The organism is Chloroflexota bacterium, from assembly GCA_016235055.1.
GTDB lineage: Bacteria > Chloroflexota > Anaerolineae > JACRMK01 > JACRMK01 > JACRMK01.
In genome coordinates this window covers 28,836-49,472 of sequence record JACRMK010000044.1, presented here as the reverse complement: position 1 = coordinate 49,472, position 20,637 = coordinate 28,836, and the positions used below count along the sequence as shown (strand labels likewise).

Annotated in this window: 15 protein-coding genes; 8 read left to right on the top strand and 7 right to left on the bottom strand. The window is 62.6% G+C overall.

Going from position 1 to position 20,637, the window contains the following annotated elements; translation table 11 throughout:
• Positions 1-370 precede the first annotated feature (370 nt).
• The 4 genes from HZB53_10375 (at position 371) to HZB53_10360 (ending at position 7,307) form a co-directional block, all read left to right on the top strand.
• A complete protein-coding gene (locus tag HZB53_10375; protein ID MBI5878049.1) occupies positions 371-1,927 on the top strand; it encodes a hypothetical protein in 1,557 nt (518 codons plus the stop codon).
• A 237-nt stretch (positions 1,928-2,164) separates the two neighbouring features.
• Positions 2,165-4,768: a lamin tail domain-containing protein gene (locus tag HZB53_10370; GenBank protein ID MBI5878048.1), complete on the top strand. Its 2,604-nt coding sequence runs from the start codon at positions 2,165-2,167 to the stop codon at positions 4,766-4,768.
• 117 nt (positions 4,769-4,885) lie between these two features.
• Complete coding sequence (locus HZB53_10365) at positions 4,886-6,625, top strand: N-6 DNA methylase (protein ID MBI5878047.1); 1,740 nt, start codon at positions 4,886-4,888, stop codon at positions 6,623-6,625.
• Between the two features lie 31 nt (positions 6,626-6,656).
• Positions 6,657-7,307, top strand: a complete 651-nt coding sequence (locus HZB53_10360) for a restriction endonuclease subunit S (GenBank protein MBI5878046.1) — start codon at positions 6,657-6,659, stop codon at positions 7,305-7,307.
• A gap of 13 nt (positions 7,308-7,320) precedes the next feature.
• Here HZB53_10360 and HZB53_10355 read toward each other — a convergent pair whose 3' ends face one another.
• The 5 genes from HZB53_10355 to HZB53_10335 form a co-directional block, all read right to left on the bottom strand.
• Entirely contained in the window at positions 7,321-8,256 is a 936-nt protein-coding gene (locus HZB53_10355; protein ID MBI5878045.1) for a hypothetical protein, read from the bottom strand.
• A gap of 244 nt (positions 8,257-8,500) precedes the next feature.
• Positions 8,501-8,710 (bottom strand): hypothetical protein, encoded by a 210-nt coding sequence (locus tag HZB53_10350; GenBank protein MBI5878044.1) that lies wholly within the window; start codon positions 8,708-8,710, stop codon positions 8,501-8,503.
• 83 nt (positions 8,711-8,793) lie between these two features.
• On the bottom strand, positions 8,794-10,419 hold the full coding sequence (locus tag HZB53_10345; GenBank protein MBI5878043.1) for a long-chain fatty acid--CoA ligase: 1,626 nt from the start codon (positions 10,417-10,419) through the stop codon (positions 8,794-8,796).
• 98 nt (positions 10,420-10,517) lie between these two features.
• Positions 10,518-11,363, bottom strand: a complete 846-nt coding sequence (locus HZB53_10340; protein ID MBI5878042.1) for a mechanosensitive ion channel — start codon at positions 11,361-11,363, stop codon at positions 10,518-10,520.
• Positions 11,360-12,508 carry an amidohydrolase/deacetylase family metallohydrolase gene (locus HZB53_10335; protein MBI5878041.1) on the bottom strand — a complete coding sequence of 383 codons (1,149 nt, stop codon included), beginning with the start codon at positions 12,506-12,508 and terminating at the stop codon, positions 11,360-11,362. Before HZB53_10335 ends, HZB53_10340 begins: the two co-directional genes overlap by 4 nt.
• Positions 12,509-12,711: 203 nt before the next feature.
• Here HZB53_10335 and HZB53_10330 point away from each other — a divergent pair, with 203 nt between their 5' ends.
• From HZB53_10330 to HZB53_10315, 4 genes are all read left to right on the top strand, one after another.
• Complete coding sequence (locus tag HZB53_10330) at positions 12,712-14,106, top strand: M20/M25/M40 family metallo-hydrolase (protein MBI5878040.1); 1,395 nt, start codon at positions 12,712-12,714, stop codon at positions 14,104-14,106.
• A gap of 274 nt (positions 14,107-14,380) precedes the next feature.
• On the top strand, positions 14,381-15,592 hold the full coding sequence (locus HZB53_10325) for an HDOD domain-containing protein (protein MBI5878039.1): 1,212 nt from the start codon (positions 14,381-14,383) through the stop codon (positions 15,590-15,592).
• Between the two features lie 166 nt (positions 15,593-15,758).
• Positions 15,759-17,819: a hypothetical protein gene (locus tag HZB53_10320; GenBank protein ID MBI5878038.1), complete on the top strand. Its 2,061-nt coding sequence runs from the start codon at positions 15,759-15,761 to the stop codon at positions 17,817-17,819.
• Positions 17,820-17,876: 57 nt separating this feature from the next.
• Entirely contained in the window at positions 17,877-18,437 is a 561-nt protein-coding gene (locus HZB53_10315; protein MBI5878037.1) for a VOC family protein, read from the top strand.
• A 65-nt stretch (positions 18,438-18,502) separates the two neighbouring features.
• Here the strand turns inward: HZB53_10315 and HZB53_10310 are convergent, their stop codons facing one another.
• Positions 18,503-19,852, bottom strand: a complete 1,350-nt coding sequence (locus HZB53_10310; GenBank protein MBI5878036.1) for an alpha-L-arabinofuranosidase — start codon at positions 19,850-19,852, stop codon at positions 18,503-18,505.
• Between the two features lie 24 nt (positions 19,853-19,876).
• Positions 19,877-20,626: a hypothetical protein gene (locus HZB53_10305; GenBank protein ID MBI5878035.1), complete on the bottom strand. Its 750-nt coding sequence runs from the start codon at positions 20,624-20,626 to the stop codon at positions 19,877-19,879.
• Positions 20,627-20,637 lie beyond the last annotated feature (11 nt).

Sequence of the window (20,637 nt, the reverse complement as noted above, 5' to 3'; positions counted from 1 at the left end):
CTGCGCCCGCTGAGCACTTCAAGCACGACACGGCTCTTGAACTCTGCGGCAAACTTGCGTTTCGGTTGTCCTTGCATGTGAGCACCTCGTTGATAGGTATTTTACCCTCAGCGCGGTGTCCAACTTCAGGGGCGCATTACAACAGGCTCACCCACCGGGCGTCGCAGGTGAGGGGATTGACTCCTTCCCCTGTTCGCCGCAGTTGCGAACGGGGGAAGGTAGGGATGGGGGCGGCGCACGCTTGGACTTTGGAGAAGCCCTGGCCGTATACCGCGCGAGGCATATCGTCTCCGTGTTTGTGCTATAATATGGCCACCTGTAGATCCTCAACGTCGAGGCATGTCAGCAGGCGCGAAAGAGCCGGTGATGTATGGCTAAACGAAAAACCAGCACGGTTCGTTCCACTCGCGCGGGCAGCGATCCACGCCCGCCGCCAGCGGTTGCGCCTCCAACGGTCACGGTCGCACCGGTCACTCCGGGCGTGGCCGGTGTTCCTGCCGACATGCCCTCGCCCGCACGCCCGCCCGATATCACAGAGTCGCACCCGATGTCTGATTCCGCGCCTGTTGATCCATTCGCCAGTCAAAGCCCGGCACCTTTCGAGGACAACCAGCAGGGCGATTATCGCAATGCCGCGAAAACGCCGCCCGTGATTGTGCCGCCGCAGCCGCCTGCCGGTGCGCCGTCGGCCATCGTCGTTGATGCCGGCCATCCCGCGCCGCCCGCGCCGATCGTGCCGCAGGGCACGCTGATCATTCCGCCTGCGAGCACGCCGCGCGCCGGTACCCCGGTCACGCCGCTTTCGTCCAGCCAGCCCGCGCCATTTCAAGGAGGAAATGTGACTACCGCATCCGGAACACCGCCCACCCGCGGCACGCTGATCGTGCAGCCAACCACACCCGGCCCGGTGGCCATGCCGACCGCCTCGCCTGCCTCGTCCAGTCCCGCCTCGGCGCCGTCGGCCGGATCGGGATCGGCGGCGCAGCCGGTTCCGACACCGCCCGCGCGCCCGGCGTCGAACCTGCCGGCAACGACGCCAACCACGGCGGTTGGCAATTCGATGTCGCCGCAAGCAACCCTGCTGGCGGATGTCCTGCGCGCGGCGGCGCAGATCGTCGCCGACCGTGATGCCGCCGATGCGGCGGCCGAGAAAGCACGCGACAAGTTCGTCATCGACGAGTCGAAGATCAAGGCGCTGCGCGACCAGTTGTATGACGACATGGAGGGCCTGTTCAAAGCGGCGACGCAGGTCAGCAGTCCGGCAATTTCGGCGTACGCGCTCGACACGCTCAAAAAGGCGCGCATGCTGATCGTCGCCGGCGCGTCGCCCGACGACCTGGCGCAAGCCGAACTGCTGATCGAGCGCGTGCGCACGAAGCTGAACCGCAGCGACACGTTGCTGCCGCCCGGCGAGCTGTGGCACATCGTCGGCATCCTCGCATGGAACCTCATCGTTTTTCTGTGCAGCCTTCCATTGGCCGTTACGTTCCTGTACACGGGCGACAAGCTGCAGATCGTCAACCTGACGTTCGGGCGCGAGTCGATTCCGTTCCTCGCCTCATTTGGGTGGGGCGCCATCGGCGGCGTGATCGGCGTTCTCTATAACATGACGTGGTTTGTGCAGCAGCGCGACTACGACCCGGCATACAACCTGGACTACATCGTGCGGCCGATCAAGGGCTTCATCGTCGGCGGCATCCTGATGCTGGCATTCGCGTTCGTGGGCGGCAATCTTGGCCTGGCCAGCCTGAGCAGTGGGCAAAGCAATCCGCTGTCTTTCGGCGCCGTCTATTTGATTTCGGCCTTGGGCGGCTTCAAGCAGGAAGTGATCTTCGACTGGTTCGACGCCGTATTGAAGGCGGCGCTCCGCACCGCCAGCGCCAAGGCCGAGTCCGACGCGAATGTTCAGAGTGCGACGCCAAAGTAGGCTCGCGCATAGGATGACGTGAATGTGGGGCGGCCTGTGTGCCGCCCTTTTTTGTCGTGCGATGGGGAGACCCGAAGGGTTTCGCCACCCCGCCTCCCATGACGGGTGACTTGCCCGAAACCCTTCGGGTCTTGACGCGCAGATCGGCGCTGCGAAAATCAGACGGTACATCCACTGTCTACCGTTCACTGTTGACTGAGCTCTGACGACTGACATCTGGCTACTGGCTACTGCACAATGCTCCGCTTCGCCCGAACGACCCTCGTCTGTGTGACCGCGCTGGTGCTGGCCGCCTGGCTGGCGCAGGTTCTGGCGCTGGCGTCGCCGCCGCGCGCATCTGCAAGCGCAACGCTGGTCATCAGCCAACTCTACGGCGGGGGCGGCAACTCCGGCGCGGCGTATCTGAACGACTTCATCGAGCTGTTCAATCGTGGCGCGACGACGGTCAGCGTCGGCGGCTGGTCGGTGCAGTACGCCTCGCCGTCCGGCTCAAGCTGGCAGGCAACGGCGCTGCCGGCGTTCGCCATCCCGCCGGGTGGCTATCTGCTTGTGCGCGAGGCGTCGGGCGGCGCAACCGGCGTTGCGCTGCCTGCGCCCGACGTGACCGGCACGATCAACCTCGGCGCGACGTCTGGGAAGGTCGTGCTCGCCAGCATAACGGCGACGCTCGCGGTGAGCGATCCGCTCGGTGTGCCGGGCGTCGTTGACTTCGTGGGCTACGGGTCCGCAACGGCCTGGTCGGGGAGCGGCCCCGCGCCCGCGCCATCGGCGGCGGGGTCGCTGGTGCGGCTGGCGGCCGGCTGTACTAACAGCGGCGACAATGCGAGCGACTTCTTCGTCACGTCGCCGCCCGTGCCGCGCAATAGCGCGTCGGCGTGGGTCGATTGCGGCGCCGTACCGCCGGCCCCGCTGACGAGTCCGGTGCTAATCGTCGCCGCGTATCCGGGCGGGTATATGCCGGACGCCGCCACGCAGGGCGACGAGGCGATCGAGTTGATGAACGTGAGCGGGCTGACGGTGGAGATCGGCGGCTGGTCGCTGGGCAATTCAACTGCGATGGCGCGCTTCCCGCCGGGCGCAACGCTGGCGGCCGGTCAGCGCGCCTGGGTGGCGCGGCGTGCCGCCGACTTCCGCGCCGTCTTCGGCTTCGCGGCGCAGTTCGAGACGCTCGACAGCGACCCGGCGGTACCTGATCTGCTCGGCGGCCCGCTGTCGTTCGGCGACGCGGGTGATGCGGTTCTGCTGCGCGACGCCGATGGCGCCGTACGTGATGCGCTGGTGTACGGCGCGGGGCCGACGGTCATCACCGGCTGGATCGGTTCGGCGGTCATGCCGTATGCGGTGGCGGGCGCGAGCGTGCCGAACCCGGTCATGGCGCGAAAGCTCGACGAACTGACCGGCCACCCGCTGAGCGACACGCACCGCGAGCGCGACTGGTCGGCCAGCGCAACCTGCGCTGTCACGCTATACGGTCCAGTGCGCGACTGCGATCTGGCGGGCAAGCGGCCGGTGCTGCCTGGCTGGCGCACCGGTATCCTCGTGCCGGGCAATGCGCCGCTCGACGACTGGGTGACGTTCAAGCTGACCGAGAGCGCGCAGTTGTCGGTGCTCGTCGGCCCCGACCACCTGTACGAGCAGTACGCCGCCGCGCTGGCGGCCGCGCAGCACGAGATCCTGATCGAAGGTTACACCTTGCAAAGCCCATCGCTCGTTGGGGCGCTGGCGGCGCGCGCGTCGGCCGGTGTCTCAGTGACGATCGTGCTGGAGAGCGATCCGTGCTGCGATCCGACCGAGCGACAGAAGAACCTTTGGGCGGCAGCGCAGTTGAGCGTGACGGCCGGCGTGCGCGTCTGGTTCATCGGCGGCGCGCACGGCCGCTACGCCAACCAGCACGCCAAGTTCACGCTGATCGACCCCGGCTACCCGGAGCGGCGTGTGCTGATCGGCACCGAGAACCTCAACTGCTCGTCGATGCCGCCCGACCCGAAAGGCGACGGCACGGCGGGCAACCGTGGCTACTACTTCAGCACCGACGCGCCATCGGTCGTCGCCTATTTCGAGCGACTCTTTCGCATCGACCTCAACCCGCCGCTGCCCGATCTGGCGCAGTATGGCACGCCGCCGTACGTCTGGGACGGTCTGACCGCGCCCGGCGCGTGCGGCAACGGCACGGACTACACGACGATCACCACGCAGCCGCTATCGCTGTCGGGTATATTCCCGTTCGAGGTCGTGCAATGCCCCGACAACTGCCTGCGTTACGAGGATTCGTTGATCGGCATGGTGCGGCGGGCGGGAACGGGCGACGTGCTGCTGGTCGAGCAGGCGTACGAGCGCACGCACTGGGGCAGCCTGAGCGGCGATCCGAACCCGCGTCTTGAGGCGTATATCGAGGCGGCGCGGCGCGGCGCGACGGTGCGCATCCTGCTCGATGCGCTGTACGACACGCCGTCGAGCAGCACAAGCAACTCGGCGACGGTCGCGTACATTGGCACGTTCAGCCCTGCACTGAACATCGCGGCGCGGCTGGTGGACGTGAGCGGCGGCAGCGGGCCGGCCGGCGACGGCATCCACGCAAAGATCGTGCTGCTGAACGCGCCCGCGCGAGGCACCGCCTGGTCACACGTCGGCTCAATCAACGGCAGCGCGGGCGCGTCGAAGCTGAACCGGGAGACGGCGCTGCAGGTGCAGTCCGCGCCGGTCTTCTGCTATCTCTACGAGGTCTTCCGCGCCGACTGGCTATTCAGCGGCGGCGGCGATCTGGACGTGGCGGGTTTGCGCGGGAACTGCTTGCCGCGCGGACTAACGCCAAGGCTTTACTTGCCGGTAGTGGGGAGGTGAGAGGAGAAGCGCCCATAACGAGCGGCTAAGAGAAATGTGAGACGCATCGTCTTATTAAATTTGACAATGTGTCAATATTCTGTATAATAACTTTACCTCGTTTGATGTGGAGCTCGTATGCCAAAAAAGAACAACGGCACATACCGAAAACTTGGCGATCAGCCAACTCCATACGCATCGGAAAATCTCGATACTCGCGTGTGGCGCAATAGTAATTCGCGGGAAGTAAACCGAATGTGGATTCTTAATGAGATATTCGAGCGGTACGCCTATCCAAAAACTTGGCTCGATGCGAGAATTTTCTTCTCCGAAAAAACGCAGAATCAGGAAAGTGAGGCGGCATCATTCTTTGGATTCTGTCTCCTCACCCTGGACTCGAATCCTTTTATGTACGTTAGTGTCGGCGAGAGAGGGGAAGTTGAGCTTGCAGATCATGCGCTTCGCAACATGATGCTGCAAAACCGAACCGCGGGTCTCGGTATTGCCACAGATGGAAGTGCAAATGGCACACGCTTTCTTCGTCGTCGGTTTGACAGCGATAAGTGTGACTACATTCCTCAACTCGAATCATATTCCAAACTTTCAGTAAACTCGAGGCGGGGCCGTCGACTTGGGCTCCTTTCAGAGCGAGTCGAAAATATCCTTTTTGAGGCTCATAGTCACATTCGCGACATCGATGGATTACATCCTGACGAAAGCCTCGATGAACTCTGCAAAGTACTCATTGCAAAACTCTATGATGAGAATCCAGGGGGCGAGCGAAGCCCCTTTCGAATTGACAGGATGCTATATGGTTCTACAGAGGAATTTGCTGCGACAATTCGTGGTATTTACGATGAAGCAAACGCCCATGAGTCAGAAGTACACGGAACGATTGTTCCGAAGCCTCGCCGTACTCATGGGGTATTTAGTTTGCCAATTCGTCTCTCAAGTCCGGCAACAGCGAAGGTTGCAGAAGTATTACAGGACTACAATCTTACAAAATCCGACTTGGATATTAAGGGAAGGGCATTCCAAAAAGTCCTGAATGCTGCTACCCGATCGGGTATGGGGCAGTACTTTACCCCCGATGAGGTCGTGAGATTCATCGTCAGAATTCTGAGCCCCAGTAGCAACGAGCTCGTTCTGGATCCATTTTGCGGCTCTGGGCGTTTCTTGTCTTCGTGCCTCAAGTATGTGCAACGAAGAGTGGGATCGACAAATAAAAAGATTGTTCGCGAGTTCTCCGATGAGAAACTCCACGGTATTGAAAAGAGCGACCGTATGGTACGCATCGCAATGGCCGGCATGCAACTCCAGGGCGATGGGCATACAGGTATTCGGTGCGCCGACTCCCTATTGGATTTTTCGAACTACTCCGATCTTCAACCTGAATCGTTTGATGTAATTATGACAAACCCACCCTTTGGCTCTGTACTTGGTCCAGAAGCTGTTGCGCGCCTTGGCAGTTTTGCTCTAGCTATGGATCGAAAGAGACTGCCCCTTGAAGTACTTGGCCTAGAGAGGTGCGTCGAATTCCTCAGGCCAGGTGGGCGCATAGGTATAGTTTTGCCTGATGGTTTACTGGCAAACCCGGGTTCAAAATACGTTAGGGAGTGGCTGGCAACCAAAGTACGAATCCGGTCGATCGTCAGCCTTCCTATAGAGACGTTTGCGCCGTTTGGCGCTAATGTTAAGACTAGTATCTTGTTTGCGCGCAAATGGAGGCATGGTGAGCAACGAGAATTCGACTATGGAGTCAACTTGGTGCATGTTGATAACGTTGGTTATGACGCTTCTGGTAGGCCAATAACTGGCACAGAGCTCGAAGCAACGGCGATTGAAGTGAGTCGGTTTCTCAATGAAGAAGGCTGGTAATTATATGTGGAGCGATAGGGTCCAATTTAGCATGCTTGCATCCAAAGATCGCTGGAAGGTGGATTTCTTTCGGGTTAGTGAATTGTCGCCAATCACGCCAACTTTTGACTCGATTCGCTTGGGCAACATTGTGGTTGAAGGGCGCGATTCGATTAATCCCCAGTCGCACCCGAACGACGCCTTTCACTACATTGGTTTGGAGAACATTCAGACACTTACAGGTGATGTTATTGGCGAGACACGAGTGTTAGGAAAGCAAGTGCGTTCAAGGTCTAAGGTTTTCAGAGCGAACAACATTCTTTACGGAAGATTACGGCCGTATCTAAACAAGGTTTATTTGGCACAAGAGCCAATAGCAGAAGGGATCTGTTCTGGAGAATTTTACGTTCTGAAGCCCGATTACGGAAAGGTAATGCCGAACTATTTGCGAGCGATTCTGGCTTCGAATTACATTCAAAGCCATGTTGGAAAATGGCAGACGGGGTCGGCCTTGCCACGTCTGCAACTCGATGATCTGCTTGGTATAGAAATACCTCTACCACCACTTTCGTTTCAGCAACAACTCGATGATCTAATTGTTGGCGAAGACAAAAGGCGGCGTACTTTGCAAGCAGAGCTTGAAAAGTTGCCAATGGAAATGGCTCATCAACTGACCTCGGCCCTTGAAAGCGGGCATATGTGAGAAATTGGATTGACTAGGCTATATTACGGAGAGCTTCGCGATATTCGGGGTACTGGGTGCGAATCGCTTCGATTATCTCGGGCTTGGTCAGGAAGGCCGTGTCGATGCCGAGCATGATCGCGAGCTTCTTCCACTCGGCAGAGACATACTGGTTATGTTCCTCTTGGGCGAAATTCCGATGTATGAACGTTATATACTCATGTGCGTCTCCGTCTGAGGCCCTCAGTTTACGAAAGGCCGAACGCGCCTCGTCCGATTCAGTCTTGAGCATTCTCACGAGGCCACCGAAGTTTGAGGCATACGACACTTTTTCGGATGGCCGAGTCGCCTTAGGGCCGCTAACCCGCTCTCGCTTACCGTTGGCATTAAGAGGCTCTCCGTGATGCTTGCAGGTTCTTGGCTGACATCTGTCGGGGCAATTTCGGCGATCAACGAAAGTGCCTCCCCGTGCGACGTGTAAAGTGTCACGAAGAGTTGCAACCGAAAGCGCCGAACCAATAAAATGATCCGCTATTTTCGGGTATACACGGTAATCGTCAACTTTTTCCCAAGACCAAATCAGGACTAGCAGCAAATCGCTGTTCCCAATATTATCCTTTATCTCATCGAAGTGGCCCTTGGATTCGTCTGCCATTTGATTCATTGATTTTGCTTCGATGCGAAACACTTCACCAGTACGTGATTCGGAGGTCCACTCTTTTCCTTCCTCAACACATGCAAAATCGTTGTAGTCATTTCCAACTATCCAAGCAAGCTCAAACCTTGACCCATTGGAGCTTAGTACTCTATTAACGTTATATCCCCACAGCGCTTCAAGAAGCGTACCCATGCCGCTTCCGAGTCTTCCACCGCGTGTGCGAAGAACATCAAATGAAAACCCATTTATAGCTTCGATCGCTTGGCTTGATGCCGAGAGAATTTCCTCCGTGGCCCTATTCTGTAGGCTCAATCGCTACTCCTATCCGTGCAAGAAGATACATTGAAGATGGTGGCTTGAATTTAGCACTCAGCCAAGGCTTATTAGATTCGCCTGTTCTGTGAAAGATGGTTTTCGCCAGCCCCCTCGGCATTTGTGCAACCGAGGGGGCCGAACTCACCTCTCAACTCTACTCCGGCAGTTTGAAGTCCTTGAACTGGTCGCCCATTACCTTCTTGTCGAAATTGCCGTGCTTGCCTTCGCAACAGCTCCTCGCCTATGCCTCCACCACCGGAACGAGCCGAAAAACGCGACCGTATGACGCTGCGGCCTGCGCATCACCGCGCTGCAACGCTTCCCGAACATCGTCGAGCTTGTAGGCGTCCTCAAGTCGCAAATAGGGCGACCATTCGTCGTCGGTTACGATCAATTCAACATTTACTTCAGCGATATAGTCCCCGACACGCACCAGTCGTGTTCTATCCATTTTCGGTGGCGAAAAGCACAAATGCTGCGTGCCAGCCCCCTCGGCATTTGTGCCGCCGAAGGGGCTGAACACGTTTCTCGTCGCTACTCCGGCAGCTTGAAGTCCTTGAACTGGTCGCGCAGCACCTTCTTGTCGAACTTGCCGACGCTCGTCTTCGGCACCGCGTCGATGAAGACGATGTCGTCCGGCAGCCAGAGCTTGTTGAACTTAGTGCCGATCAGGTCGTAGATCTCCTGCTTGGTGATCTGTCCCTTGAAGTCCGGCTTGGCGACGACCAGCGCCAGTGGGCGCTCCTGCCACTTGGCGTGCGGCAGGGCGATGACCGCGGCTTCCAGCACCTTCGGGTGTCCCATGATCGCGTTCTCGAGGTCGATGCTGCTGATCCACTCGCCGCCGCTCTTGACCAGGTCTTTCGTGCGGTCGGTGATGCTGATGAAGCCCTCGTCGTCGATCGTCACCACGTCGCCGGTGCGGAACCAGCCGTTGTGGAAGCGATCCGAGCTGCCTTCCATCTTGTAGTATTCCTTGACGACCCACGGGCCGCGCACTTCGAGCTCGCCCATCGTCTTGCCGTCCCACGGCACCGCGTTGCCTTCCTCATCCACACCGCGCAGTTCAATACCGGTGACTGCGGTGCCCTGCTTCGATCGGTACTCGAAGCGCTTATCTTCCGGCAAGTCCTGCATGTACGACTTGAGCTGCGAGATGGTGCCAACCGGCGTCAGTTCCGTCATGCCCCAGGCGTGCAGGATCGGCACATGGTACTTCTTCTCGTACGCCTCGATCATCGCGCGCGGCGCGGCGGCGCCGCCGACCGGCATCGCGCGCAGGCTGGAGATGTCGTACTTGCCGGGATTCTTATCCAGTTCGGCCAGGATGCCGAGCCAGATCGTTGGCACGCCGGCCGTCACGGTCACTTTCTCGCTCTGGATCAGGCCGAGCAGGTCGGGGCCGGTCAGATGCGGGCCGGGGAAGACCTGCTTCGCGCCGACCATGGTGGCCGTGTATGCCAGGCCCCACGCGTTGGCATGGAACATCGGCACCACCGGCATCACCACATCGCGCTCGGCCAGGCCGAGGCCGTCGGACATCGCCTCCATGAACGAGTGCAGGACGAGCGCGCGATGCGAGTACAGCGCGCCCTTGGGGTTGCCGGTTGTGCCTGAGGTGTAGCAGAGTGCGCCCGCTTCGTTCTCGTCCAGCTTTGGCCACGCGTGGTTGTCCGATTCGGCTTTCAGCAGGTCCTCGTAGGCCAGCGCGGGGGAGAGCGTCGTCTGCGCACCGCTCGTGATGATGAAGTGCTTGACCGTCGTCAGCTTGTCCTTGATCTTCTCCAGCAGCGTCACGCAGTTGATCGGCGCGGCCGTGCCGTCCACGATGATGACCTTGTCCTCGGCGTGGTTGATGATGTACGCCAGTTGGTCGAGCGGCAGGCGCAAGTTCAGCGTGTGCAGCACCGCGCCCATGCTCGGCACGGCGAGGTACGCTTCGAGGTGCCGCGTATTGTTCCAGGCCAGCGTGCCGACGCGGTCGCCGCGCCCCACGCCCAGCCGTTTGAGCGCGTTCGCCAGTTGATTGACACGCCGGCCCCATTCGCCGTATGTCAGGCGTTCCGTGTTCGGGCCGACCTTCGTGACGATCTCCTTGCGGGCAAACAGCGTGGTGGCGCGGTCTATGAAGTGCTGTGTGGTCAGCGGGTAGTCCATCATCAAGCCCTTAAGCATAGTCCTGTCCTCCTGAGGGGAAAATGGCGGCCGGTCGGCCGGAGTGGATGGTGACTGTATTATAGGACGGCGCGCGCGGCGTCTCAAATGCCCCCGTCGCGCGTGGCGCGTCCGAACATAGGCAGGCCGATCTGCTCGGCGGCGAAGCGCTCGACGATGCGCTGGCGCACGGCGCGGTTGACGGCGTCCTGCTCGCCCGTCTTGGTCTTGCCCATGATGCGCAGGCGCATGGTGTCCACGTCGAGCGCTTCGAGGCCGTTCAGCACGAGCGGTTCCAGCATGTGCTGCTGCAGTTCCGGGTCGGCATTCGTCTCCGCGACCACCTGCGCCAGCGCGTGCATCACGCGCCCGGTGTCCTGGTCGTAGCCGACGCGCACATCGATGATCGCGCGCGACCAGCCGACCGTGCTGTTCGAGACGACGCGGATCTCGCCGTTCGGCACCAGGTGGCGCGTGCCGTCGGCGTCGCGCAGGTAGGTGGCGCGCAGGGTGATCCGCTCGACCGCGCCGGACACACCGCCCACCCGCACGCCGTCGCCGACGTTGAACTGGTCTTCGAGCAGAATGAACAGCCCGCCGAGCAGATCTTTGACGAGCGTCTGCGCCCCGAAGCCAATTGCCAGTCCGAGCAGGCCGGCGCCGGCAATCAGCGGCGCGATGTCGATCGCCAGCTCGGAGAGGATCATGAGCGCGGCAACGGCGAACACGGCGACTGCGGCGAGCGAGTGGAACACGCCGGCCATGGTTACGACGCGCTCGCGCTGGTCGCGCTCCAGCCGGGTGGCGCGCGACTCGATTGTGCGCGAGGCGCGGTCGACGGAGCGGTCAATCAGTTGCAGCAGCAGCCATGCGCCCGCGACGATCAGCACGATGCGCAGGCCGTGCGTGGCCAGCCAGTCGCCGGCGGCGGTCAGGGTCGCTTCGTTCATGTGTGCGTGTGCCCGGCGGCGTGATACTCGCGGCCGGCGCGGATCGTGCGCTGCACGGCCAGCCGCTGCGACGCGGTGCGCGCCTCGCCGCGCGAGTCGCGGAACTGGAACGCGCCTTCCTCAAGCGTGAACAGCGTCGCGTCGCCCCACGCGCCCGGCCGCAGCGTGCCGATGTCGTTCTGCCGAATCACGCGGGCCGGGGTGGACGTGATGCGCGCGATCACCTCGTCGAGCGGCAGACCGAGGTGAAGGAACTTGGATGCCGTGGTCGCCAGGTCGTGCACCGGGCCGTCGATGTTGTGGCGGTGCAGGTCGCTGGAGATCGTCTTCGGCTGGAAGCCCTGCGCCAGCGCGCGTTCGACCACGCGCCAGTCGAAGCTGCCGCGCCCGTGCCCGACGTCGAAGACCACGCCGCGCTCGGCGGCCTTCAGCACCGACTCGCGCACGTGCCCGCCGGCGTCCAGGATGCCGCAGATCGGCTTGCCGTGGAAGCAGTGCGTCACGATGTCGCGATCCTTCATCACCGCCAGTACCTCGTCGATCGACTCGGCCCAGGCGCTCTGCGCGTGCACCATAATCGGCAGCCCGGCGGCGTCGGCGGCCTCGCGCGCCAGATGCAGCGGCTTGAGCCCGCTGGCCTCGCTGCAGGCCAGCCAGCGCTCCAGACGCACTTTGACGCCAAGAATTGCGTCGCGATTCGCCTCGATCGTGGCGAGCGCCTTTTCGATGTCGGCCCAGCGTAAGTCGTGCAGTTCGCCGATCTCCTGCGAGATCATGCCCATCGAGGAGATGTTAAGCTGGGCGAAGATGCGCGTGGCGCTGACGTCGATGACGTACTTGCGGAAACCGGGGAAGGTATCGGCGCCCGCCGAGCCGGCGTCGACGACGGTCGTCACGCCCTTGGCGACGCAGTTCGGATCGACCGGCACGCCGTAGTGCGAGACGCCGTCGAAGATGTGCACGTGCAGGTCAACCCAGCCGGGCGAGAGAACCTGCCCCGCGCCGTCGATGTCCTCCGCGCCGCGCTCGCCGATGGCGTCGGCGACGGCTGCCACGCGGCCGCCCGCAAAGGCGACGTCTTTGCGCGCGTGCAGCCTCTGCGCCGGATCGACCAGAGTGGCATTGCGAATCACGAGATCGTACATGGCCGCCTCCTGTTGTGGGCGCATTTTACCCGATGCCGGGGGAGATTGGAAACGGGGATCAGGGATCAGGGGGCGGGGATCAGGGAACAGTATGAGATGATCCCCGGAACCCATCGTCATGTTCAGGGGATCGTGCATTGACGCATCATCCGGTGGAAATGGTACTATAATCGAGCGCGAACACTTCCTGACTGGAGGCTCCGATGCCCGTTTCAAGCTTGTCGCGTGTGTTCGCGCACGTGGACGCACAGCGCGACGCGTTCCTCGCTCGCCTGATCGACTACCTGCGCCGCCCGAGCATCAGTGCGCACGGCCTCGGCATCGCCGAGGTCGCCGACTATATCGCCGCGATCCTGCGCGGGATCGGCCTCGACACGCAGATCATCCCGACGGCCGGCTGGCCGGTCGTGTTTGCGGAGCGCCGGATTGTGCCGGGCGCGCCGACCGTCTTGCTCTACGGCCACTATGACGTGCAGCCGCCCGACCCGCTCGACCAGTGGGTCTCGCCGCCGTTCGAGCCCACGGTGCGCGATGGCCGTTTGTACGCGCGCGGCGCGGGCGACAACAAGGGGCAGCACTTCGCGCAGGTACTCGCACTGGAATCGCTGCTGGCGGTGGACGGCGCGCTGCCGTGCAATGTCAAGGTCGTGCTGGAAGGCGAAGAGGAGATCGGCAGCCCGCGCATGGCCGACTTCGTGCGCGCGCATCGCGAGATGCTCGCCGCCGATCTGGTCATTACAAGCGACGGCCCGGTGCACGAGAGCGGCCGCGCGCAGATCGTCTGCGGGGTGCGCGGCATCATCTCATTTGAGTTGCGCTCCCGGGGCGCCAACCGCGACCTGCACTCCGGCAACTTCGGCGGCGTCGCGCCGAACCCGCTCTGGACGCTGGTGCACCTGCTGGCGACGATGAAGAACGAGCGCGGCGAGGTCACGATCGACGGCTTCTACGACGCGGTCTTGCCGCAGACCGCGCTGGAGCGCGAGGCGCTGGCGCGCATGCCATTGGACGAGGCGGGCCTCAAGCAGTCATTGGGCTTGGCCGCGTTCGATGCGCCGACGGAGCGCGGGTACTTCGAGCGCCTGTCAGCCTGGCCGACGTTCACTATCAACGGCCTGCATGGCGGCTACGGCGGCCCCGGCTCGAAGACGGTCCTGCCGCACGAGGCGTTTGCCAAGTGCGACATCCGGCTCGTCGAGGCGATGACGGCGGAGGACACGTTCGCGAAGGTGGAGGCGCACGTGCGCAAGCACGCGCCGGGCGTCGCGGTCGTGCGGCAAGGCTCGATGGAGCCATCGAAGGTGGCGCTCGATGCGCCGTTCATCGCGCCGGTGCGTCAGGCGATCACCGCAGCGCAGGGCGAGGAGCCGTTGCTGGTGCCCGCACTGGGCGGCAGCCTGCCGGACTATGTGTGGACCAAGATTCTCGGCGTCCCGGCGATCACGGTGCCGTACGCCAACGCCGACGAGTCGAACCACGCGCCCAACGAGAACATCGAGGTCGAGCGCTTCTTCAAGGGCATCAAGACCGGCGCGGCGATGCTGGCGTATCTGGGGGCAGCCACGCAGTTGATTGGTCCAGGGCGCGACGCGCGCTAACGAATGACCCCCGCAGGGCCCGGTCGCCTGCGGGGCTTTGACTCGGCTGAGTTCTTGCGCCGCGTTATCGTTAAGACGGAGTTCCGACTCGCCGGAGTCCGCACGCCGGTCCCTACACTCTGAACCATGGTCTGCGGGGGTGTGCGAAACCCTGACGGACACCCGCGCGAAACCTTCTGCCTGCGACCTTCCGCTGTTCAGGGAGTATAATTCATCGGGGGCCTCCCATCGCATGCGCACCACGCTCGAATAGGCTCGTCATCACGGATTCGAAATGCTTGAGCTATTCATTGGACGCCAGCCGATTTTCAATCGCCGCCTCGAGGTGGTTGCGTACGAGTTGCTGTATCGCTCCGCCGAAGCCGCCAGGGCCGGGGTCGTCGATGGCGACCAGGCGACGGCGCGCGTACTGCTGAATGCGTTTGCCGAACTGGGTCTCGACACGCTCGTCGGCGGCAAGAAAGCATATGTCAATATCACGCGCAACTTCTTCAATGGAACCTACCCCATCCCGATGCCGCCGGCCTTTGTGACACTCGAGGTCATGGAAGACACGGCGAGGGACCTGGTGCTTTACGAGAATCTGATTGCGCTGGCGGGGCAGGGCTATCAGATTGCGCTCGACGACGTGATTGACATCGAGCAGGCCGCGCCGCTGCTCTCGATCGCTGATGTGGTGAAGATCGATATCATGGGCGTCGAGCGCCGGCAGTTGCCTGCGTTGGTCGAGGACGTGCGCGCACGTCGCAGCCGGTGCAAGTTGCTCGCCGAGAAAGTCGAGACGCACGAGGAGCTTGAGTTCTGCACCGCGCTTGGCTTCGACTACTTCCAGGGCTACTTTCTCTGCAAGCCGGTCATCCTCAAGGGCCGGCGCGTCGATGCGGCGCGCGTGGTCATCCTGCAAACGCTGGTACGCATCCTCGATCCGCGCGCGGACTTCCGCACGCTCGCCCAGATCGTATCGCAGGATGTGTCGCTGAGCTACAAGCTGCTTAAACTAGTCAACTCGGCGTTCTACGGCTTCGTGCAGCGCATCACCTCCATCGAAGGGGCGATCGGCTTGCTCGGCATGAACCAGTTGCGCGGCTGGCTCACGCTGCTGCTGATGAGCTCGATCGAGAACAAACCCCACGAGTTGACCAATCTCGCCATGTCGCGCGCGAAACTCTGCGAGTTGATTGCGCTCACGTTGCACCAGCCGCGCACCGAGCCGTTCTTCCTCGTCGGCCTCTTTTCGGTGCTCGACGCGCTGCTGGACATTAACATGGCGGAGGCGCTCGACCAACTGCCGCTGTCCGATGAGGTGGTCGCCGGCCTGTTGCGCCATGAAGGCAACCTTGGCGAGGTGCTGCAACTCACGCTGGCGTATGAGCGCGGCGACTGGGACCGGCTGGTGCAGGCGAAGATCGAGCCGGACGTGCTCCGCCAGAGTTACGTGCAGGCGATCCGCTGGACGAGCGAGATCGGCCGCCGGCCGGTCAGCTAGCTGTCCGCGCTGATTCGTGCAGTCCGTGTCCGGCGTTCCGCCGGGCGTACTCGGATCGACCTGTGCTTACTCCTGTTTTTCAATAGTGCGGTATCATAGCGCCTATTCCTGTTCGTCGCACGCAACGAATTGACTATGTAGTGGACCTCTGGGGAGGGGGCCATCTATGCGCCGCACCATTCGCCGGCTTACCCTTCTTTCGGCTTTGCTTTTCGTGGTGGCCGCATTGCATTATCAGCCCGTCCGTGCCGCGGGCGTGGTAACCAATTGCACCGGAACCGGCCTCGCCAATGCCATGAACAATGGCAGCGGGCTGATTACATTCAGTTGCGGTCCAGCACCCGTTGTCATCACCGTCACGCAGGCGGGCGGGTACAACGCCATCCCCGGCACCTTCTACACAATTGACGGCGGCAACCTGGTGACCCTGACCGGGGCGCATGCCAACCGCCTGTTTAACGTGCAAACCAATGCCGCACTGACGCTGACGAACATCACGCTCATCGACGGCTATGCGGCAGCCGGGGGGAACCTGCCGACTCAGGGTGGCGCCGTTCTCAATCAGGGCAACCTGCTGATGCTGGACCACGTGACCATCCGCAATAGTCAGAGCACCTTCGCGGCGGGAGCGATCGAGAGCATCACCGGCACGACGATCGTGCTGAACAGCCTGATCGAGAACAACCAGTCGGATTACGGGGGCGGCATCGACAGCATCGGCGCACTCACGCTGATCAACACGACCGTGCGCTACAATCGCGCGACGAGCCATAGCGGCGGCGGGCTGGACGTGGGCGGAACCGTTGTCATCAGCAACAGTCAGATATATAGCAACAGTGCGAGCGTCGGCAATGGTGGGGGCCTGGCCGCGAGCAGCACCGCGACGGTGACCATCAGCAACAGCCTATTCATATCCAACGTTGCGAGTGCTGCTGATGGCGGCGGTATCTACAGCCAGGGCGCGCTGACGCTGACCAGCGTCACACTTAGCGGCAACGCGGCAAATATCGGCGGCGGCCTGGAGAATCACGGGGGAACGGCGACGCTGAATAATTCCACATTCAGCGGCAACGCGGCAAATATTGGCGGCGGCATTTACAACTATGGCCTGGGCACGCCCATCGCCGTGAATAACTCCACATTCAGCGGGAACTCAGCGACCGAGGGCGGCGCCATTTACATCAATGAGTATGGCATCTTGACGCTAAGCAACTCCACCCTCAGCGCCAACTCGGCGATCAATGGGGGCGGCATTTTTTTCTACAGAAGCGCGGCGACGCTGAATGGATCCACGCTGGGCGGCAATACCGCCACAAGCGGCGGCGGCATCTACGTGTTCGCGGGGGGGCCGACGCTGAATTACTCCACGCTCAGCGCCAACTCGGCGAGCGGTAACGGCGGCGGTATCTACCTCGCCTCCATCGAGGCGGGGGCGGTGCTGAGTTATTCCATCGTTAGCGGCAACTCGGCGAGCGGCGACGGGGGCGGCATTTATGACTTCGACGGTAGCGCCCAGCTGCATGAGTCCACGGTCAGTGGCAACTCCGCCACCAGGGGTGGCGGCATCTTCATCACCGAGATGTTCGGGGCTCTGACCGCGAATAACTCCACCCTCAGCGGCAACTCGGCGCTGCAGCAAGGGGGTGGAATCTACATATCAAACTCGTCCGCCGTGTATTTGCCGACGACCCTGATCAACACCACGCTGAGCGGCAATTCGGCGCTGCAACAAGGAGGCGGCGTATACAATCAATCTAACGTACAGTTGTGGAACGCGACCTTGAGCAACAATTCCGCCGCAAGCGGCGGCGCGCTCTTCACCGTAAGCGGCTACACGACGTCGCTGACCAACACCATCGTGACCTACAGCCCCACCGGCGGCAATTGCAATGGCGCTATTAACACGTCAATCTACAGCATCTCCAGCGACCTTACCTGCGCGCTGGCGGGCACAGTGAAGGGCCTGAACCCCAACGGGCTGGACCCGTTGCTCACAGCGCTGGGCAACTATAGCGGTTCAACGCTGGCTCACATGCCCAAGGTCGGCAGCCCGGCGATCGACGGCGTGGTGGGTAGTAATGCGCCTGCGATCGATCAGCGCGGCAAGCCGCGTCCGGTTGATGGCGATGGCGATACGATAGTCGGTTATGACATCGGCGCCGTCGAGCGGCAAGCGGCGGATTCCAGCCTGGCGCCACGGCTGTACCTGCCGGCGATACTGCGGTAGAGTCATAATCGTGTCGCGCTTAATATCTACTTGCTTGAGAGGAAGGGGCATATCCCGATGAGCATCATCCAAACGCAGGGTGTGCACCACATCACCATGGTCGGCTCGAACCGCCAGGCGATCATCGGCTTCTACGAGGGCGTGCTCGGCATGCCGCTCGTTTTCACGCAGCCGAATCTAGACGTAGCGGAGGAGGAGCACCTCTACTTCGATCCTGGCGACGGGCGGCTGCTGACCTTCTTTGTGCGGCCGGCGCGCGTCAACGATCCGACGCCGAACCCGGAAGGGATCGGCAACCTGCATCACCTGGCATTCATCGTCTCGCGCGTCACGTATACGCAGGTCGTCGCGCGGCTGGCCGAGCGGGGCATCAAGAATACGGGGCCGGTTGATCGCGGCTTCATGGACTCGATCTACTTCCGCGACCCGAACGGGCAGTTGCTGGAACTGGCCTGCTACAAGTTCGACCCGCCGGAAGGCCACACACACGCCGACGTGTTGCACGAGGCGCACAAGCTGCGTGTCGCGGCGGGCGCGTACGCCATCGCCGACGAGCACCTGGCCGAGGCGATCACGCAGCTAACGCGCCGCCGCTTTGGCTCATTGAGCCGCGAGTAGCCTCGAATCGAGGCGGGGCCGCTGCTGCCGCGAGTTTCCGAGCCAAGCGGTCGCGGCTGCCGCCACTATCGCCGGATCGTGGGAAGATAGAGCCGCCGGTCGAGTGTGCCGGTGCGGATGGTCAGCAGCGTGACAGAGGTTGGCGCGAAGAGGTAAGTGAACGTCGGACCCGCGCCGGTCGCAAACGGCGTTGGCGGCGCGTCGGAGAGATCGCTGGCCGGGTTGCTGACCCCGTTGTACGCAACGGCCAGAGCGCCCGGTCCCGCGCCCGTTACGGCGCTGGCCGTGCCGCCGAGCAAAGAACGTACGCCGCTGATGGTGATGGTCGCCGTCAGCGGCGTGCTTGTTTTGTTGATCACCAGCAGCGTGACGGTAGTCGAGTTGACGCGCCCCGCGTACACACTCAGGTCCGTCGCAGCGTTAGCGCTCGATGCGACCGGCAGCAGCGTGTCGCCGAAGCGCGACCACAGCGCGAACGCATAGTATGCCGGCGTGCGCGTGGTGCCGCCGTCCATGCGCAGCAGGCCGTAATCGGTGCCGTTGCTTTCCGTGCCGTTCGCGAGGTCCCACTGCAGGCCGAAGTCGTAGTCGCTCTGCGCCATCTGTCCGATCGAGTCGGCGGTGTAGAGCGCATTGCCGGCGCGCAGCATCATCTGCTCCGTATCGTACGGCGCCGCAGAGACGATGTTGTACTCGGTCGCGGCGAGCGGCGCGGCGCGGCCGCCTGCGTACAGACTGAAGGCCGGCTGGAGCGCAGCGCGGATACCGCTCCAGTGTGTCTGCGGCTTGCCCAGCACCTGCGCCCAGCCCGAGGCGTTGTTGGCGGGCGGCGTGTCGTAGGCGTACGGGTGGACGACGTAGAAGTCCATGACGCTGCCCGCCGCTGCGATAACTTTGGCGCCCCAGTTGTTGTACGTTGCCGGATCGGTCGTGCCCGCCACGCCGAGTTGCACCGTCGGGTCGACGGCGCGCATCGCCGCGCGGAACTCCAGGTAGCCCTCGTGCCGCGCCGCCCCCGCGCCGATACCGTTGATGTACTCGCCGCCGTCGCACGTCCATGAGGTTTCCCATCCCCACGTCTGGCAGCCATTTGCGCCGGTGCCGGGTTTGCCGCCATACACCTCGTTGCCGAACTCCCAGTAGCGGATGCTGAGTGGCTCCGGATAACCGTGTGCAGCGCGCAGGGCAGCCCAGTGCCCGGCGGTGTACCAGTCGGTGCCGTGCAGATCGACCGTAATGGGCGTTGTGTCTGTGATGCGCGCATTGAAGAACGCCACCGCCGCTGCCGCCTCTTGCGACGTGCTGTTGACGTTGACGATCCAGAGCGCCTCGGCGTGCATAGCGCGCACGGCGCCGATGAAATCGCTTGGGCGCGCCGCCCAGCCCAGACCGGGACAAGGCAGCGCGCCGGCCACCGTGATGCCCTGCTCGCAACTCAGTCAGCCGTAGTCGTCGCTCCAACTGCCGCCCGGAATGCGAAGCATGTTGATGCCGGCGGCGGCCGTGCGCGTCTGGAAGACCGGATCGGCCAGCGTGCCGGGACCGAGCCACGCCGGCAGGTTGGAACCGATCAGATGCGGGTTGAGCGGCGCGCCTGCCGCCGCCCCGTCAATCTCGATCGTCGCCGTAGCGACGGACGGCACGCCGAGCAGGCGGATATCATCGAGGGAAAACACGGGCTGGGCGCTACCCGTGCGGTCCTGAATGTCGACACGCTGTATGAATGAGGGATTGCCGAGTGTGGCGAGGGTGACGGTGAACGGCATCCAGACGCCGGCCGGCGCGCTGAAGTCCAGGCCCGGACTGGCCGCGCCGCCGTCGCTTGATTGGATGTACGCCGTAAGCGCGCTGCCGCCCGGCGCGCCATAGGCCCAGAAGCGAATCGCCGAGTATCCGCCGGTCGCGATCGGCGTGGGCGCGCGCAGCGAGAAGCCGCCCCACGCCGCCGTGATCGTCACAGCGATGGAATGCCCCGTGCCACCCAGTGCGGGCGATGCGTTGGCGAGGTTGTCTGTGGTAGACCACGACCAGTCCTGCCAGCCGGATGCCAGTACGTCGTCGTACACGACCAGGTCGGGCACGGCGGGCGCGCCGAGTGCGTGCCCGCCAGCGGTCAGCCCGGCGGCGAAGACCAGCGAGACCACCATCGACAGCAGAACGAGTACCCGTCGATGCCGTTGGCTACTCATGCCACCCGACC

What these genes read in the sequence shown, in the direction of transcription:
- HZB53_10335 (MBI5878041.1), bottom strand. Translation starts at nt 12,508, where the DNA reads ATGTACGATCTCGTGATTCGCAATGCCACTCTGGTCGATCCGGCGCAG.
- HZB53_10365 (MBI5878047.1), top strand. Translation starts at nt 4,886, where the DNA reads ATGCCAAAAAAGAACAACGGCACATACCGAAAACTTGGCGATCAGCCA.
- HZB53_10330 (MBI5878040.1), top strand. Translation starts at nt 12,712, where the DNA reads ATGCCCGTTTCAAGCTTGTCGCGTGTGTTCGCGCACGTGGACGCACAG.
- HZB53_10345 (MBI5878043.1), bottom strand. Translation starts at nt 10,419, where the DNA reads ATGATGGACTACCCGCTGACCACACAGCACTTCATAGACCGCGCCACC.
- HZB53_10325 (MBI5878039.1), top strand. Translation starts at nt 14,381, where the DNA reads ATGCTTGAGCTATTCATTGGACGCCAGCCGATTTTCAATCGCCGCCTC.
- HZB53_10375 (MBI5878049.1), top strand. Translation starts at nt 371, where the DNA reads ATGGCTAAACGAAAAACCAGCACGGTTCGTTCCACTCGCGCGGGCAGC.
- HZB53_10350 (MBI5878044.1), bottom strand. Translation starts at nt 8,710, where the DNA reads ATGGATAGAACACGACTGGTGCGTGTCGGGGACTATATCGCTGAAGTA.
- HZB53_10315 (MBI5878037.1), top strand. Translation starts at nt 17,877, where the DNA reads ATGAGCATCATCCAAACGCAGGGTGTGCACCACATCACCATGGTCGGC.
- HZB53_10370 (MBI5878048.1), top strand. Translation starts at nt 2,165, where the DNA reads ATGCTCCGCTTCGCCCGAACGACCCTCGTCTGTGTGACCGCGCTGGTG.
- HZB53_10305 (MBI5878035.1), bottom strand. Translation starts at nt 20,626, where the DNA reads ATGAGTAGCCAACGGCATCGACGGGTACTCGTTCTGCTGTCGATGGTG.
- HZB53_10340 (MBI5878042.1), bottom strand. Translation starts at nt 11,363, where the DNA reads ATGAACGAAGCGACCCTGACCGCCGCCGGCGACTGGCTGGCCACGCAC.
- HZB53_10360 (MBI5878046.1), top strand. Translation starts at nt 6,657, where the DNA reads ATGCTTGCATCCAAAGATCGCTGGAAGGTGGATTTCTTTCGGGTTAGT.
- HZB53_10320 (MBI5878038.1), top strand. Translation starts at nt 15,759, where the DNA reads ATGCGCCGCACCATTCGCCGGCTTACCCTTCTTTCGGCTTTGCTTTTC.